This window comes from Ruegeria sp. AF1, assembly GCF_056542125.1.
The window spans coordinates 173389-189061 of the sequence record NZ_JBQFZG010000002.1 but is presented as its reverse complement, the minus strand read 5'-3'; the positions used below and the strand labels follow the sequence as shown (position 1 = coordinate 189061).

Annotated in this window: 11 protein-coding genes, 1 tRNA gene, 1 pseudogene and 1 riboswitch; of the genes and pseudogenes, 7 read left to right on the top strand and 6 right to left on the bottom strand. The window is 56.5% G+C overall.

Going from position 1 to position 15673, the window contains the following annotated elements:
- The first annotated feature begins 78 nt into the window (after positions 1–78).
- Positions 79–1068: an NADPH:quinone reductase gene (locus ACR0BK_RS05460; protein ID WP_480475677.1), complete on the top strand. Its 990-nt coding sequence runs from the start codon at positions 79–81 to the stop codon at positions 1066–1068.
- 90 nt (positions 1069–1158) lie between these two features.
- Positions 1159–1233, top strand: a tRNA-Gln gene (locus ACR0BK_RS05455).
- Between the two features lie 404 nt (positions 1234–1637).
- Here ACR0BK_RS05455 and ACR0BK_RS05450 read toward each other — a convergent pair.
- The 4 genes from ACR0BK_RS05450 to ACR0BK_RS05435 all read right to left on the bottom strand — a co-directional run bounded on the left by ACR0BK_RS05450 (position 1638) and on the right by ACR0BK_RS05435 (position 7374).
- Positions 1638–2138, bottom strand: a complete 501-nt coding sequence (locus ACR0BK_RS05450) for a GNAT family N-acetyltransferase (RefSeq protein WP_480554004.1) — start codon at positions 2136–2138, stop codon at positions 1638–1640.
- 139 nt (positions 2139–2277) lie between these two features.
- Positions 2278–3714, bottom strand: coding sequence for a hypothetical protein (locus ACR0BK_RS05445; protein WP_480554003.1), 1437 nt, complete (start codon positions 3712–3714; stop codon positions 2278–2280).
- Between the two features lie 826 nt (positions 3715–4540).
- A complete protein-coding gene (locus tag ACR0BK_RS05440) occupies positions 4541–5968 on the bottom strand; it encodes a DUF1254 domain-containing protein (RefSeq protein WP_480521519.1) in 1428 nt (475 codons plus the stop codon).
- 71 nt (positions 5969–6039) lie between these two features.
- Entirely contained in the window at positions 6040–7374 is a 1335-nt protein-coding gene (locus ACR0BK_RS05435; protein WP_480547700.1) for a DUF1214 domain-containing protein, read from the bottom strand.
- Between the two features lie 219 nt (positions 7375–7593).
- Between ACR0BK_RS05435 and ACR0BK_RS05430 the strand changes: the two genes are divergently transcribed.
- Positions 7594–8586: an AraC family transcriptional regulator gene (locus tag ACR0BK_RS05430; RefSeq protein ID WP_480521515.1), complete on the top strand. Its 993-nt coding sequence runs from the start codon at positions 7594–7596 to the stop codon at positions 8584–8586.
- Between the two features lie 530 nt (positions 8587–9116).
- Here the strand turns inward: ACR0BK_RS05430 and ACR0BK_RS05425 are convergent.
- Together ACR0BK_RS05425 and ACR0BK_RS05420 are read right to left on the bottom strand one after the other, a co-directional pair.
- Positions 9117–10421 carry a DUF6538 domain-containing protein gene (locus ACR0BK_RS05425; RefSeq protein WP_480554002.1) on the bottom strand — a complete coding sequence of 435 codons (1305 nt, stop codon included), beginning with the start codon at positions 10419–10421 and terminating at the stop codon, positions 9117–9119.
- 40 nt (positions 10422–10461) lie between these two features.
- Positions 10462–10653: a hypothetical protein gene (locus ACR0BK_RS05420; RefSeq protein ID WP_480554001.1), complete on the bottom strand. Its 192-nt coding sequence runs from the start codon at positions 10651–10653 to the stop codon at positions 10462–10464.
- A gap of 565 nt (positions 10654–11218) precedes the next feature.
- On the opposite strand from ACR0BK_RS05420, the gene ACR0BK_RS05415 reads away from it, so the two are divergent.
- The 4 genes and pseudogenes from ACR0BK_RS05415 to ACR0BK_RS05400 form a co-directional block, all read left to right on the top strand.
- Positions 11219–11809 (top strand): VPLPA-CTERM sorting domain-containing protein, encoded by a 591-nt coding sequence (locus ACR0BK_RS05415; RefSeq protein WP_480554000.1) that lies wholly within the window; start codon positions 11219–11221, stop codon positions 11807–11809.
- A 767-nt stretch (positions 11810–12576) separates the two neighbouring features.
- Positions 12577–12768, top strand: a riboswitch (cobalamin riboswitch).
- Between the two features lie 153 nt (positions 12769–12921).
- Positions 12922–13926: an ABC transporter substrate-binding protein gene (locus tag ACR0BK_RS05410; protein WP_480475675.1), complete on the top strand. Its 1005-nt coding sequence runs from the start codon at positions 12922–12924 to the stop codon at positions 13924–13926.
- Positions 13923–14972 carry a FecCD family ABC transporter permease gene (locus tag ACR0BK_RS05405; protein ID WP_480493702.1) on the top strand — a complete coding sequence of 350 codons (1050 nt, stop codon included), beginning with the start codon at positions 13923–13925 and terminating at the stop codon, positions 14970–14972. The genes ACR0BK_RS05410 and ACR0BK_RS05405 overlap by 4 nt, the downstream gene beginning before the upstream one ends.
- Positions 14969–15479, top strand: a pseudogene (locus ACR0BK_RS05400) (ABC transporter ATP-binding protein); the annotation flags it as partial. The gene ACR0BK_RS05405 and the pseudogene ACR0BK_RS05400, both read left to right, overlap by 4 nt.
- Positions 15480–15673: the final 194 nt, after the last annotated feature.

The following is a 15673-nucleotide window of genomic DNA, read 5'->3' as shown; positions in this document are numbered from 1 at the left end:
ATCGCCCTGAAAAAGCGCGACAAGGTGTTTGAGTTACCGGCCCAATCGCCGCTTAACTCGACCTAAATGGAGGACGCTATGCGCGCAGTCACTTATTCAGCCTTCGGAGACGCTGTCGATGTCTTGCGTATACAGGATATTCCCCTGATCCAGCCTGAACCAGGTGAAGTCACGGTCGAGTTGTCCTATTCCGGCGTAAACCCCTCGGATATCAAGGCCCGTGCGGGAACCCGGCCGGGTGTCACGGAACCCCCGTTTCCGCTGATCGTTCCGCACAGCGACGGGGCTGGAGTCATCACAGCGGTTGGCGATGGAGTACCCGCGGCGCGGATTGGCCGGCGCGTGTGGATTTGGAACGGGCAATGGCAGCGCGCATTTGGTACAGCTGCCAGCCACATCACCCTGCCCGAATCTCAGGCTGTCGAACTGCCCGAGACAGTGTCACTTGAAACCGGGGCAATTCTTGGAATTCCGGGCCTAACCGCAAGCCATGCGGTGTTCTCGGGCGGCGCACCGGGCGGGCAAACCATATTGATCCATGGCGGGGCGGGCACCGTCGGGTATCTGGCTGTGCAGCTTGCCAAATGGGCCGGAGCCAAAGTGATCGCAACGGCCAGCGCCCGCAACTTTGACCGGGTCAAGGCAGCTGGTGCGGATGTCGTGCTCGACTACACCGGTGAACACCTTTCGGATCAGATCCTCGATGCAAATGATGGGCATGCAATCGGTCGAATCGTCGATGTCGAATTTGGACAGAACCTTGCCACCAACATTGCCGTCATCGCCGAAAACGGCCGTATCAACGCATATGGATCTGCCCGGAATATGACACCTGTCTTTCCCTTTGGACCCATGATGTTCAAGGCCGTGACGCTCGAAGCGGTTCTGATCTACCTGCTGCCCGCGGACTTGCGCGCCACCGCAATAAAGACATTACACAAGGCACTGACTGATGGCGCACTGATCTGCCCCGTTCACAAGGTCTTTACGTTGGAAGAATGCGCTGCGGCCCATGCGCTGGTACAAGAAGGCAACCGTACCGGAGCGGTGTTGATCGATACCAAATGAGGGGCCTTCAAAAAAAATTTACGGCGCTCGCTTTTTTTGCAAAACGCTCTTGAACCCTGCCATCAACAATCGTAGATAGCCGCTCACCGTTGGGGTGTAGCCAAGTGGTAAGGCAGCGGTTTTTGGTACCGTGTATCGTAGGTTCGAATCCTACCACCCCAGCCAGTTCATCGGAACATGGAACGAGACTAGGCACTTGGGGCTAAACCCTCCGAGAAATGCCCCCGTTTATGCCCCAGTGGTTTCGGGTGTTCTGACGTCCTATTTCCTGACCTCTAGCTGGGGTTCTATGGGGGTGGGGAATAGGTATAAGTAATGAATAGAAACCGGAGGATAGAGAGACCCGAGTATCCTCGTTCCTGATTCATAATACATAGAGGGAGGAGGAGGTTATGGGGGAGATAGAGAACCCATGGTACTCGCGACCAATCGACGTTCACCGCTGGTCGGACCATCCAGAGGTGGCAGAGTTGGTCGACCGCATCTGGGACGGCTATCGCTGAATGGGGTTGGAGAGGCATCTAGGCATGTCAGGTTCGAGCCCAATGCGTACGAGCGAACGAAAAAACCTAGTGGACTACTCTAAGTTCGTAATAGTCATAGCCGTCGGGAGGATTGTCGTCCCATGGCGTGACAATCTTGAACCCTAGCCGGTCATACAAGCTCCTAGCCGGAAGTTGGCGCTCCCCAGTTGTCAGCCTTACGCTGCTGTAGCCGTGCAACTCAGCTAGGTCGATCACTCTCCTGCAAAGAGCTGATGCAATCCCACTACTCCTGAATTGCGGCTCAACAAACATGGACTTTAGTTCGCAATGCTTGTCGTCCATTCGATAAATCGCCACAGTTCCAGCGGCTTTCCCATCCAAGTATGCAATGAGCACGTCTCCTTGCGGGGGGCAGTACTCGGTCGGAATTTTCGGTGAGGCCTCAAAGAACCACGACCCACGATAGTAGGCCTCGATGGTTTGAAGATCGTCGGAATAAAGAGATTTGTTTGCTTCATACAGGCCTCGCATTAGGGCTGCGGCATCATCAACTTCCTTCTGTGTACGCGCTTCGACGATGTTCAATTGCTTCGCTTCCAGCAAAGGATGATTGGATTGATACTAACACAAATTCACTGCCCCGATCAAAACAAGTAAGTGCCCGCTCCGTCCGCATTTCGGTTGTTCGCCTATCGGTTAATCCGACCCACCTATTTCTGCAGCGTCAATTTTGAGCTTCGAACGGCACCACCTCCCGCCCGGTTCTCCGTTCATGGTCCGCCAGCCGTTGAAGATACCCCTCAGACCGGGCCGTCTGCCGCCAAATGATGTAGTCTTTGACGTGGTCAGCGTTCGAGTCGGGTTGTTCGTCCAGCCCGTAGAACTTGTTTGATGTTGGTAACGGTGCACCAGCCACTTCAGCAGACGCCTCGGCCATCACACGCTTCAGTTCGCCCACTCGGGTGTAATCGACGATAAAACTGTCATGCACCGAAAGAACTGGAACGGCCCGATCGCAGAAGTGCCGATGGATGCGCTCCGCTATCTGACTATCAAGGTTCATCAACTGAATACCTTGATCCGCGAACAGAAAGTCCCTGATGTGAGGGGTCTTTTCCAGGAAGCCAGCCAGTAGTGCATCCAGTTGCTCGTTCGTCAGCGTCTTGCCTGCGTGGCCGGTTGGGTATCCGTCTCGAAACGCCCGGAAGGCGGCATCCCTGGAACCGGCGTTGATCGCTGTCAGTACAAGCCGCTTAATAAATTGACGCTGCAGCACTGAAGGCAGCCATGCACCCAGTATGTCGGGCAATTCATAGGGATCGCCATCAAGTTCTTTTCCTGCTCGAAGGCTGAGCAACGAGACATGGAGACTGCGGAAGTCCACTTCGACGACTGGCGTATCATTGATGAAGATCTTCGACCTCCAGTCACTATTGATCTGCTGCCACCAACCACCATGAAAGCGCCCATTCAGGTTGAAGTCAGAGCGGCTGAATATCCTGCGGGTGAACTTATGATGATGATCGGTGGTGACATCATCGACCCTTGGTTCATCCAAAACAGGGATATCAATGAAAGCATCAGCAATTACTTGGTTATAGCGCTCAAGCTCAGCCCGCATTCTGATGATCTCGTCGGTGTCCTCGTACTCAACCAACGCCTCTGCTTTGTCGCCTCTAAGAATGATGATTTCTTCACCTTCGACCCGACCAACGTCATCTCGTCGGAATGCCACTTCGGCGAACCATCCCTGCAGGACCTCGGAGGCTCGTATCCTCGTCGTTCTGTTCCCCCGGGCCAGAGGACCCGAGTAGCTGCCCTTGGCAACATCCAATAGTCCTGCCTCAATCAGGGTGTGAATGATCGGGATGATCTTCTTGGATATATGGATCGCGTTATAGCGAGAAGACATGTCCCAGTAGTTCGAGGACATGGAGACGCCGATAGACAGTTCCGGGTCTTCCAGCCAAGCAACATACAGGTCCAGAACCAGCACTCGGAGTTGATGTCTGAATGCAGTCTTCGGCTTCGGTCCGGACGTCTGATCACTCGGCAGGTAGTCGTCCCAGATGCGGTCGACCAACTCTGCCACCTCTGGATGGTCCGACCAGCGGTGAACGTCGATTGGTCGCGAGTACCATGGGTTCTCTATCTCCCCCATAACCTCCTCCTCCCTCTATGTATTATGAATCAGGAACGAGGATACTCGGGTCTCTCTATCCTCCGGTTTCTATTCATTACTTATACCTATTCCCCACCCCCATAGAACCCCAGCTAGAGGTCAGGAAATAGGACGTCAGAACACCCGAAACCACTGGGGCATAAACGGGGGCATTCCTCGGGTATCGGTGACCCAAGTGCCTGTCGTCATTCTATGTTCTGATGATATGGCTGGGGTGGTAGGAATCCTTGCCGACCGATGAAACCTATCAACTTTCCAACTAGCCCGAGAAACTGGGGCGGTTTCGGGGGCATTCTGCTGAGCGAAGCGACGGGTATTTTTACCGCTAGAGAGACCCGTTACGAGACCGCTAGAGAACCGCTAACCGGCGCTGACGAGACCGCTAGCTCGACCGCCCAGTGGCGCAGGACTGGACCGCTAACGAGGCGTTCCGGGGGCTGACGGGTGGTGGCTGGTGCTGGTGGGGGGCGGGGCGGAAACTTGTACTGGCGCTCTGTGTCCCAGTTCACAGTACCTCTCATTCATCCAGGTTAACGTAAGGTCATCAATGGGAGGTCGCAATGCTTCGTAAGGCTTCAAATACCTGGCACACTCGCACCGAACACGCAGTAACCATGATACACCCAGTTGTGCGTATCTTGCGTCATTGCACCCAGATGCAACGCCAAGTGAACCGCTACTATTGAATTCGAGCGCGGGTAGGCCGACCGGCTGACGACCGTTTGTTGACATTGATGAAGTGGCTGACCGTTGGCGCAGAAATTTCTGCTCGCCCCGCAAACCCCGATGGTTGTCTCAGGGAATATCAATCCACCAGTTCGAAATCGTTCATCTTCCAGGTCTGGTCGAAGAACGGCTCCAGCGGGCCGTACAGGCGCACGATGGCTGTCCAGCCCTTGCTCGGATCAGTTTCGACCCAGTTCGACTCCATACCTTCTGGCGCTTTTGGGCCGAAGTAGAGGTCGACCGTTCCGTCTTCATTCTGCGCCAAATCGTCGTAGCTGCTGAGCGCAGGGAATTGCTGTGATGTTGCCATCATCGAGCGGTTTGCGCTGTCGTAGACGACGACAGACCAGAAATCCTTCGCAGGAACATCAGCTGGAACTGTCAGCTTGTACGTCTTCGCACCGTCGAGCGGAACACCTTCGCCATCGGTATGGGTACACAAATATTGCGACCCAATACCCACGTTTTTGCTCGCCATGGCCGGTGTCACGCCTGTCGCATACGCTGCAAAAAAGGCCTGAGCGTCGTAGTCGAGGTATCCGTTCGGGTCAAAGGTGTAGACGCCGCCAACAAACGGGTTCCACCATTTGCGATCCTCGTAGATGTATTTGTCGTCGCCAACGTAGTTCCACATATTGGCCCGAAGCAGCGCCGCGCCCGCCATGGCGGCTGGCTCAAGGATGGCCTTCTCTTCCGGTGTGGGATCGAATGGCTTGCCGAACTCCATGCCGATGGAGGCGAGCAGAAATTTCTGCGCCCCGTCCAGCGCGTCCGGGTGCTCTTCTTCGACGAGGTGCCCAAGCTCTTCCAGGAGGTGATAATTTTCGGAATGAACTGTCCAGATTTCCTGTCCTGAACCATCGATTAGTTCGGTGGGTTCCGGATTGTCCGCTTGGGCCAGCGGGTAGATCTTCAATTGCTCGTACAGCGAATTGGCTGCATCGGTCGTGCCATCGACCAGGAAGGCTCTGAGCGCCAGCCAAACCCCGTAGGTTTTGGATTCAAAAACGAAGTACCCATCCGGTACGTCTCCCTCGTATCCCGGCGGAAGCACGAGGAATTTGCCGCCTTCGCCCTTGTCCGGCCCCGCATTTCCAACATCGCCAACATAGCGCATCCACATGTCGTTGAAGAAACCAAGCATGCCGGGAGGCGCTTCGACCACTGTCGGACCGTCTGTGTTAAGGTCGAGAAAAGTCATCGCATAGACGGTTGTATTGTTGGCTGTCAGAAACTCGGACTTGGCGTCCATCAGGTCCTTGAACACAATGACCTGATTAGGTTTTCCTGCACCGAAATCTGCGTAACCCTTGCGCATCGCATAGAGCGAGGCTCCAAAGACGTTTTGCTGGATCACTTCCATCACCCGATAGGTCGTCCGTATCTGGAACAAACGTTCGGTGGTCTCAGCGGTCGGAAATCCCTTCTCGAAGGTGAAGTTGCCGATGATCGTGTTGAACTCTTCGTTCTCTAGGAAGCGGCCATCGCCGCCTTCCGCAAGCGCCATGTTCGCTGTTACGGCAAGGGCCGCGCATCCGGCAAGAAATGTGCGTTTCATCTTTTTCTCCTGTCAGAAAATCAGTTTGCTTTCTCGACGTCCGGCAGTTGCCATCCGCTTTCGATCCATCCTTCCGCTGGCCCATAAAGGCGAAATAGCAAGAAGAAGTCCTCGCCGGTCGGTATCCAGTTGCTTTCGAGGCCATCCGGAGCCGTTGGCGCGAAATAGACGTCAACCGAGCCGTCGTCATTGACCTGCATGTCCGGCAGATTTGGCGTTGCCAGGCCCACGCGCTCATTGCCTGCGACGAAGCCCTTGGACTTCATGCTGTAGACGATGACCGACCAGAAATCCTCAGCGGGCGTGTCGGCGGGAACATTGAGTTTGTAGCTGTCTTGCCCGTTCAGCATATCTCCATCGCTGTCGGTCAGGCCTGTAAGGTAGAAAGTCCCGCCACCCAGCTTCTTCGGCAGATAGGTGATCCACGAATACGAACCGCCCGCGCGGTCATCGATCAGCACCATTTCATCGGTCACATAAGGAAAACCCGCTTCCGGCTGACCCTCGGCGAAGGCCCAGACTCCCCATTTGCGGTCTTCCCAGAGCGGAACGACCGAGCGCGTGATGAAATGCTCCTGCATGGTGTCATAGGCGCATTGCAGCCCTTCCAGCATCGCGGCCTGCATTTCCTCATCCGGTTCAAACGGCTCGCCGCGCACCATACCAAGCGAGGCCAGCATCGCCATCATGACCTTGTCCTGCTCCAGAACCGGCTCGCGCTGGATGACCGTGTTCATGTCGTGAAAAAACGTCATGTCATACACGGGAAGCGTGTTGATCGGGTTCTCCTTTACGTCGATGAATTCAGTTGGCGACGGATTGTCGACCTCGGACAAGGGGTAGACTTGAAGGGTCTGGGCGTAGGCAGCCTGATCTTTGCTGGTGCCACCATCCTTTGCTACAGGGCGGAAGGCGAAATGAACGCCATAGGTGTTGGACGGATAGATGTAGTAGCCCTCTTGCGGGAGGTCGCCGTCATATCCCGGTGGCACGATGAGGTACCTCCCGCCTTCGCCCGCATCATCGCCCGAGGTGCCAACATCTGCCAACGGAACCTGCCAGGCGTTCGTGATCGTTCCAAAGAATGCCGCCTTTTCTCCGGCTGACGGAACATCGATGACAACGGGCTCATCCACCGCGTATCCACCGCCAAATACATACGGTGTCACGTCGTTGGCCGTCAGGAAGCCGTGTCGGCTGTCCATCGGTTCGCTCATATAAGCGATCACGCCTTTGTCGGCCCCCGCATCGCGCTGGATCGCCAACTCGATATCGTAAACGCCAACGGCAGGCATCGCCCAGATCGCAGCCTCGCAGGAGCGCCGGACAACGGTATCGCGGGCGATTTCAGACATCTCCGCCACAACAGGCCCAGCCAGAATAGAAAGTGCAACGCCTGCATACAGCCCACGAGCAGACTGCCTGGTTGCCATATTTGTACTTATGGTCATCTGCGTCTCGCCTCCCGCCAATAGCCAAATCGAGAGCATAGGTTGGCATATCGCTGCGAGATCGGCGTATCATTTCACGACAGAATCACGATTAAGCAAACCTGTATGCCAGCAGACCCTCCCATGATCTCCGCCAAGGCGCTTGGTGCGATGCCGCAATTCACGCTTGAAACCTGCGGGCAAAAACCGCTTGAACGAGCGTTGAAGCGATCCGGTTTGCCCCATCGCTTCATCGAAAGTCGCGATGGCTACATCCCGAAACACGCCCTCGCGACATTCATTCAAGAGGTCGGGCGTTCCGCTGGGGAAGAGAATATCGGCCTGCTCTGGGCACCGCATCTCACCGTCGCGGATTACGGGGCATGGGGAGACTACGTTTTGTCCTCGCCAAACCTCGGAGCGGCTCTCGTGCGAACTGCAAAGGCGATCTCGTATCACTCGAGTGCGGACCTGATCGAGTTTCAAACACACGGCGCCCGTGCATGGTATGGATATCGCTTCGGACTGCGATCACATAGTGCGTATTCCGACGTCGCTTTTTCGGCAGTAGGCGTCTTTCTCAGCGTCTTCAGGCACTACCTTGGACCAGCGTGGTCGCCGGAGCGGCTGATGATCGATACTTCAAAACCGTCCGCAGGAGATCGCGCCGAGGAAGTCTTCGGGTGCCCAGTCCATTGGGATCAACCTGCATTGGGAGTTGTCTTTTCCAGCAAACTTTTGCGGACGACCGCGACGGAGGCCAAACCGAAAGCGACTATCGAGGACATTGCTCGAGAGAGAGTTGGTGGCCCGCCCAAGACTTTGCCCCACAAGGTCGCTGCCATGGTGCGACTGCAGATCTATGAGGGTTCGGTGTCCATCGAAAGAACCGCAGAATGCATGGATATCGGGGTCCGAACCTTGCAGCGAGGATTGATGCTGGATGGGGTTCGGTTCAGGGACATCGTGAACAACTCTCGAATAGAGCGTGCCAAAGAACTTCTGCGTCACGGCGATATGTCGGTTGCAGCCGTCGCATTGGATCTTGGTTATTCGAGCCCAAACAACTTCAGTCGGGCCTTCAACGCTCAGACAGGCTTTTCGCCCAGCCAGTTCGCCGCGTCGGACCCGCGCTAGGTCGCTTGGCCTCGGAAGTCGCCGTTTGAGCCCACGCTACTGAGTCGAGACTTTTAGGATCTCGCAACAACCGTAGGAGCCGCCGTTCGCAGCGACGAACCAAAAGGCCAGATCTGGGTCGGTCACGTAGGTGCAGGAACCCTATGCAAATGTCTGGAAGCGTTCGCATTGCGGTCCATACTCGTGGAGCCCCGATGTCGGCTTTGCGCAGAATACGGACCCATCAGTCAGCGCCGGGAACGGCAACAAAGTCCGCAACTGGGTCATTCAGCCAGCCCTCAACCATAGTACGCTTTGGAAAAAAGAAAGCAACGTGGGCACCCCCGGCAACCCGCTAAGGGCCGCCGAGGGATAGGTTTACGAGGGTGGTCGCCGCTGGACGACATAGTCTGCCAGCCACTGCCAGTAGGCTTCGGCATCACGGAATCCCTGAGCCCGAGCCGCGAGGTTCTCAGCTTCTCGACGAGAGCAGCCACCATCGTATTCAGCGATGGCCGCTCGCTCCTCAAACGCGTCAATGTCCGGGAAACTCATGCGGGGAGCCGTATCTGGTCAACGATCGACCGACGTTGCTCGTCACTGATGCCTGCCGAGTAGATGCCGTAGGTGATCCCATTCTCCGACCGCGCAGATTTATGGCCGACCAGAGAGGCTGTGAAGTGCTCAGGAACACCTGTCCGCTCGCACTGGGTAATGAACCACTTGCGGGTCGAGTGAAACACCAGTCCCGGTCGTTCCAGAGCCAGCCGCCGTCTCAGTCTCGCGAACCCCTTGGTCACCTGCGCGACAGTCAGGTCAGGGAACAGCGGGCCATGGCTAGGCAGCTGTCGGAGCGTCTCATCCAGCACGGGATGCACCGGAACCAGTCGTTCAGCGGCGTCGGTCTTCAGCAGTCGCAGTCGGTTAGGTCGAACATGCACGAAGCAACCGAGGTTGCCCTTGGCCACGAGGTCTTCCCGGAGCAGCCCAACCGCTTCCCCCGCTCGCATTCCTGATAGCAGGCAGGTTAGCAGAACCGAATGCAATTCTCGGTCATTGGCTCCCAGCAATCCCACCACTTCATCGTCAGTCGGAACTGCATAGGGTTGAGGACGCACCTTGCGATCGAAGGGCACCGTCCGGAACGGGTTGGCCTCCAGATGCCCCTCATAGACCACCCAGTCGAGGAAGTGGTTGACCTGCGACCAGATGCGTCGCTGGGTTCTGGCGGTTATCGTCAAAGACCCCTGAGACGAGTAGGTAACGAGTTGGTCCAGGGTTAACCCCCGAGTCCGTTCCGACTTTCCAATCATTGGAGACAGTTGAGCTATCGCTGACAGGAACTCTCGCCCCTCCGCCCGCGTCAGGCTGCAAACCGTTCGATCACCATATCGGCTCGTGAACAGCCCGACGGAGTATCGGACCGACTTGAACCCGCTGGGTCGCAATTGACTACTGCGCCGGGCAAGATAGGCGCGGCTCAGGTCACGGACCGCCACCTTTACCGGCACGACGGGTCGGGTGAAGGCAGATTGCTCCAGAACTGTGCCAGAGTCCCCCAGAGTGGCCCGGAGACGGACGAGAGACGATTCCGGTTGGTCCACCCAATCAGGAACGTTAGCGTTGCTCTCCGTGGCAGACAGGGCCTCCTCTGCCTTGTCCCGAACTTGCTCCACCAGCGTTTCAAACCGGGCATTGACTTCAGCGGCTCGGACACGGGCGGTGTTGCGATCCCCGGTCTTGAGGCTCTGCTTCAGCGCCTGAGCGCCCAGCGCGAGAGCCACGTCAACGGGATAGTTGCGTCTGAACAACCACGTATGGCCCTTCAGATAGGCATAGCGAATGTGAGCAGACATAGGCCTCCTCCTTTTCTGTTTTGATTTTTCGGGATTGCCGTTAGGCGTCAGGGACGAGCCGGACGATCATCTCCCGATCTGGTTCGCCGTAGGCACCAGCCAGTGGGCCGGTCACAGCAAAGCCGGTCACGCAGTCTTCGAACACCTCTTCCACGCGGAACAGATGTTCAGGGACGTCATCGAAGGCGCGGACGACCACGACGTCACCGGGGTTCAGCTCCAGCTCAGTCATCGTCGGACTTCCACGTCCAGAGGACCGCCAACAGAACCAGAGCTGAGACAGCGGGGTGAGACCGAGACACCACCCAGAGCATCGTCGTCAAGACAGCCTTGGGCGGTGGGTGCAAAAGAAAACCCCCGACGAGAACGCCGAGGGCAGACAGGTACTTCATGGATCAAACTCCTGCAGTTGTTTCTTTATTTAGATGCAGGAGAGTTCTCGGTTTTGACGGGGGAGCGGACGTTCAGATTCATAGTGGGAATGGCCGAGTTGCGGACAAACCCACCTTTAGCGGCGCTACGGCGAATGTCCGTTTTCCGGTTCAAAAGGGCAATAAACGAGTGTGCGCCTTCTCTCAATAGCGACCTCAGCGGATTAAGCCGGTGGTATGAGATCGCAAAAATTCAGACGAATTTGTTTGTATTGTCTAAATGCCCAATCTTAAAGGCCGTCTAAACAGCCTCAGCCGAGCCAATGTCGGGCGTGGGTCATTGACTTACAGGGGCTTCGTGTGTTCTTATTGGGGTTGGGGAAATCGATACGCAGTGCAACATAAATGTGCCTTTTCGGGGGAGCTATGACAGTGCGTATATATTTTTCTGTGCTGGTGATGTGGCTATCGGCAGCCACAGCGGGCCAAGCGGCGACTCTCAGCTCACTTGGAGCAACAGGGGTAAACGTCAACGGCACACTTTACGATGTCACTTTCTTAGACGGTTCTTGCATCTCAGTCTTCAGTGGATGCAACGACCAAACCGACTTTGATTTTTCTAATCAGACTGACGCTCTGTTAGCGGCGCAAGCGCTTCAAGCACTTTTTCATGACAGCGCAAATTCCTCATTCGATACTGACCCCGGCCTCACGAATGGATGTACCAACGTACCGCTTAACTTGTGCACGATGTATATTCCGTACAGGACCTATATCTCTGGCAACTACTTCGATGCCGCTTTCTTCACAAATTGGGATAACGTCAATTTTTCCGATTTCGTTAGCTCTGGAGGAGCTATTGACGCTTCCACAGATTATTCGTCAAACGGAACTATTACTTTTGCTCGGTGGTCACCCGTCACCCCGGTTCCGCTACCTGCTTCGTTTCCTCTACTGGCAGGAGGCGTTTTCGGGTTGTTGGCCTTGGGGCGTCGAAAAAAGCTGCAACAGCATTGAGCGAATTGGAGCTAACCCAATCCTGTCTTGACCCCGGACGTATTCTTGCAAACATAAAATTGGGATGATTATGCGGAAAGCCTCGGTGGCTAAGTGGACAAGGTCGATTTCGCAAGCCCCCATCGTTCAAAGTCGCTATTCTGGAAATTCTGTTCGACAACGCATGGTTTCCGCGAGCCGCCTTCCGCTCTTGATCGTTTTTCTTCGGTGACAGAGTTTGTCACCAAAATCGACTAGGAGCTGCCGTTCGCCACACGCTCAACGAATGACGGTTCAGGGCTCCCCAACAGCCCTTCGCTGCGCTTAGCTGGAACGCCCGCCAAAGCCCCCGCCAGCACCAGCGACCCCCGTCAGCACCCGGATCGCCTCGTCAGCGGTCCAGGTTGGCGGTCTCGTAAGCTATCCCCAAAGCGCCAGTGAGCGGTCGTTCTAGCGGTCAAAATGCCCGGCGCAGAGCTTAGCGAATGCCCGTGCTGACCCGCTGACGCTCCATTCCGCCCGTCGCTTAGCTCAGCAAAATGCCCCCGAAACCGCCCCAGTTTTTCGGGCTAGTGGGAAAAGCTCTTGGGTTTCATCGGTCGGCAAGGAATCCTACCACCCCAGCCATGATTTTCCTATATATCACACACCGACGTCCTCGGGGCGGATTGTAGCGCCTTCTCAGCGGCTTGTCTGACGTCAGCACCATGTTGAGACGCGCAGGTTCATGCCCTTGGGAGAAAATGGGAAAGACCCCCGAGTTTTTTCTTGCCGCAGAGTAAGTGTTAAGGTACCCGCGTTTTACCGGTCCCGATGTGGCTAAGAGGGAATCCGAGGTGCCTTTTGGTGCCAACCGGAACTGCCCCCGCAACTGTAGGCGGCGAGCGCTGTCCATTCCGTCACTGGGCCATTTCGGTCTGGGAAGACAGGACAGACAAAGACCCGTCAGTCAGGAGACCTGCCGGTATGAAACCGAAACACACCGGGCGGGGTTGTCCGGGGAGGTTGCCGAAGAAACGCGCCGGGCGGGCTATGTACCACTCTGCGCTCACAGCAGGCAGAAAAGCGTCTGTTGCTTCGGTAAATGCCCATTCACCCGTTCTCTGGTCATTGACACATGGAGATCGATTGTCATGTTTCTACGCACTGGCCTGATTGGCCTTTCCTTGCTGGCTACCAGCGCTGCCGCCGAAGGAAACTTTCCCTTAACCATCGAAAACTGCGGTCACTCGGTCACGTTTGACGCGCCAGTGACGTCGTCAGTCACGGTCGGCCAAGCCGCGACCGAGGTGCTTTATGCGCTGGGTCTGAGTGAGCAGGTTCTTGGAACTTCGGTCTGGTTCAACGAGGTGCTGCCTGAATATGCCGAGGTGAATGCCAAGGTAGAGCGTCTGGCAGACAATGATCCCAGCTTTGAAAGCGTTGTTGCCAAGCGGCCGGGACTGGTCGCAGCGCAATATGAATGGCATGTCGGACCCGAGGGCATCGTCGCCACGCGTGAGCAATTTCACGAACTGGGTATTCCAACTTACGTGATGCCTGCGGATTGCGTCGGCAAAGACAATACGGTCGGCGGCGATGGCACCCGCCTGCAAGCGTTCTCGACCGATACGCTGTATCAGGGTATCGAAGAACTGGCGGCAGCCTTTGATGTGTCCGAACGCGGCACGGACCTGGTTGCCGAGTACAAGGCCCGTGAAGCCGCAGCCGTCGCCAAGGCGCAAGCCGTGAAGCTGGACGATGTGTCCGCCGTATTCTGGTTTTCCTCTCCTGAAATGGAAAGCGATCCGTTTGTGGCCGGGCAGAAGGGCGCACCGGGATACATGATGAGCACATTGGGCATCCGCAACGTCGTCGAGACGGATGAAGAATGGCCAACAGTGGGCTGGGAAACCATTGCCAAGGCCAATCCGACGGTGATCGTGATTGCCAAGATGGACCGCCGTCGCTTTGCTGCGGACGACTACCTGAAAAAGCTGGAGTTCCTGCGCGCTGATCCGGTGACCAGCCAGATGGATGCGGTCAAGAATGACCGGATTGTCGTTATGGATGCGCAGGCCATGGACGCCACCATCCGCGCAATCCCGGCACTGGAGGATCTGGCCGAGAAGCTGGATACCATCGGAAACAACTTGTGAACGAGGTCGCCGCAATCTTTCGGCAGGGTTTCAAGGCCGCGTGCCTAACTGTGCCACTGTTGATTGCGGCGGTCCTTGCGGGCGCGATGATCGGGGAAACCTCGTTGTCGCCCGATTTGGTTCTCTCCGTTCTGGTCAACAAGCTGGCCGGAGCGGACCTGCCCGTCGACCCAATTGATCAGGGTATTATCTGGAGCTACCGGATTCCTCGCGCTCTGGTCGCTGCGTCCTGCGGTGCCGGTCTGGCTGTCGCAGGGGTCGTGTTGCAGGCATTGCTGCGAAACCCGTTGGCTGACCCTTATATTTTGGGCATTTCTGCCGGGGCCTCGACGGGTGCCGTGGCTGTTACCATCGCTGGTTTGGGCGGGGGAGCTTTGTCGCTGTCTTTTGGCGCGTTCAATGGCGCGCTTTTGGCTTTCGGTTTTGTCGCGTTGCTGGCCCGAGCCTCCGGCGCAGGCGGCGGGCGGGCTGCGACGGCGCAAATCGTTTTGGCGGGAATTGCCGGGTCTCAGTTGTTCAATGCGCTAACGGCCTTCATCATCGCCAAATCCGCCAATGCCGATCAGGCGCGCGGGATCATGTTCTGGCTGATGGGAAACCTCAGCGGCGTGCGCTGGCCGGATGTATATCTGGCCATTCCGGTGGCCTTTGCCGGCTGGCTTATTTGCCGCTTTCACGCCAGAGCTTTGGACGCATTTATTTTCGGCACTGATTCAGCGGCCTCGCTGGGCATACCGGTGCGGCGGGTGCAGGCAACCCTGATCTTCGCCACCGCGCTGACAACAGCGGTCATGGTTTCGATCGTCGGGTCCATCGGCTTTGTCGGGCTGGTCATCCCTCATGCTGCCCGGTTCCTTGTAGGACCGGGGCATCGCAGGCTTATCCCAACGGCCGCCTTGATCGGAGCGGTCTTCCTGATCGGCGCCGATATCGTGTCGCGCATCATCATCCCGGGTCAGGTTCTGCCGATTGGGGTGGTTACCGCCCTGATCGGTGCGCCTGCCTTTGCCGTAATTCTGGTGCGCGGCCAGAGGAACGCCCAATGAAGATCGAGGCGCAAAACCTGACATTTTCGGTTCGCGGCAAGACTTTGCTGTCAGACGTATCGTTTGTTGTGGAGCCCGGCGAAACACTGGCTTTAGTCGGACCCAACGGTTCGGGCAAATCAACTCTGATGCGCCTGTTGGCGGGTTTGGCACGTCCGGTTTCGGGAAAAGTCGTCATAGCGGGCCATCCCGTTTCGCATTTGTCGCGCAGACAGATTGCCCAACGGATTGCCATTGTTGAACAACAGGCTGATACAGCCGAACGCGTAACTGCACGGTCCGTGGTCGAGCTGGGCCGCACGCCCTGGCTGTCGGCCTTACGGCCCTGGCGCGCCGAAGATACCAGGCAAGTCGACAAAGCCCTGCAAACTGTGGAAATGGCCGATATGGCACACAGAGAATGGGCAACATTGTCTGGAGGAGAGCGCCAGCGGCTGCACATCGCGCGGGCTTTGGCGCAGCAACCGGGCCTTTTGCTTTTGGACGAACCGACCAACCATCTGGACATACATCACCAACTGTCGATCCTGGACTGTGTTCGAATTCTAAAAGTGACAACGGTGATGGCACTGCACGATCTGAATCAGGCAATGGCTTGTGATCGCGTGGCTGTTTTATCAAAAGGACAGCTGGTTTCTCTTGGCCCGCCCAAACAAGCCTTGTCTTTGCAAACCGTTTCAGAAGTTTTCGGTGTCAAAGCA

Bases quoted from the DNA above. Each gene is read 5' to 3' on its own strand.
- ACR0BK_RS05420 (WP_480554001.1), bottom strand. From the start codon at position 10,653: ATGACTGAGCTGGAGCTGAACCCCGGTGACGTCGTGGTCGTCCGCGCC.
- ACR0BK_RS05415 (WP_480554000.1), top strand. From the start codon at position 11,219: ATGACAGTGCGTATATATTTTTCTGTGCTGGTGATGTGGCTATCGGCA.
- ACR0BK_RS05445 (WP_480554003.1), bottom strand. From the start codon at position 3,714: ATGGGGGAGATAGAGAACCCATGGTACTCGCGACCAATCGACGTTCAC.
- ACR0BK_RS05430 (WP_480521515.1), top strand. From the start codon at position 7,594: ATGATCTCCGCCAAGGCGCTTGGTGCGATGCCGCAATTCACGCTTGAA.
- ACR0BK_RS05410 (WP_480475675.1), top strand. From the start codon at position 12,922: ATGTTTCTACGCACTGGCCTGATTGGCCTTTCCTTGCTGGCTACCAGC.
- ACR0BK_RS05435 (WP_480547700.1), bottom strand. From the start codon at position 7,374: ATGTCTGAAATCGCCCGCGATACCGTTGTCCGGCGCTCCTGCGAGGCT.
- ACR0BK_RS05460 (WP_480475677.1), top strand. From the start codon at position 79: ATGCGCGCAGTCACTTATTCAGCCTTCGGAGACGCTGTCGATGTCTTG.
- ACR0BK_RS05425 (WP_480554002.1), bottom strand. From the start codon at position 10,421: ATGTCTGCTCACATTCGCTATGCCTATCTGAAGGGCCATACGTGGTTG.
- ACR0BK_RS05440 (WP_480521519.1), bottom strand. From the start codon at position 5,968: ATGGCGCTTGCGGAAGGCGGCGATGGCCGCTTCCTAGAGAACGAAGAG.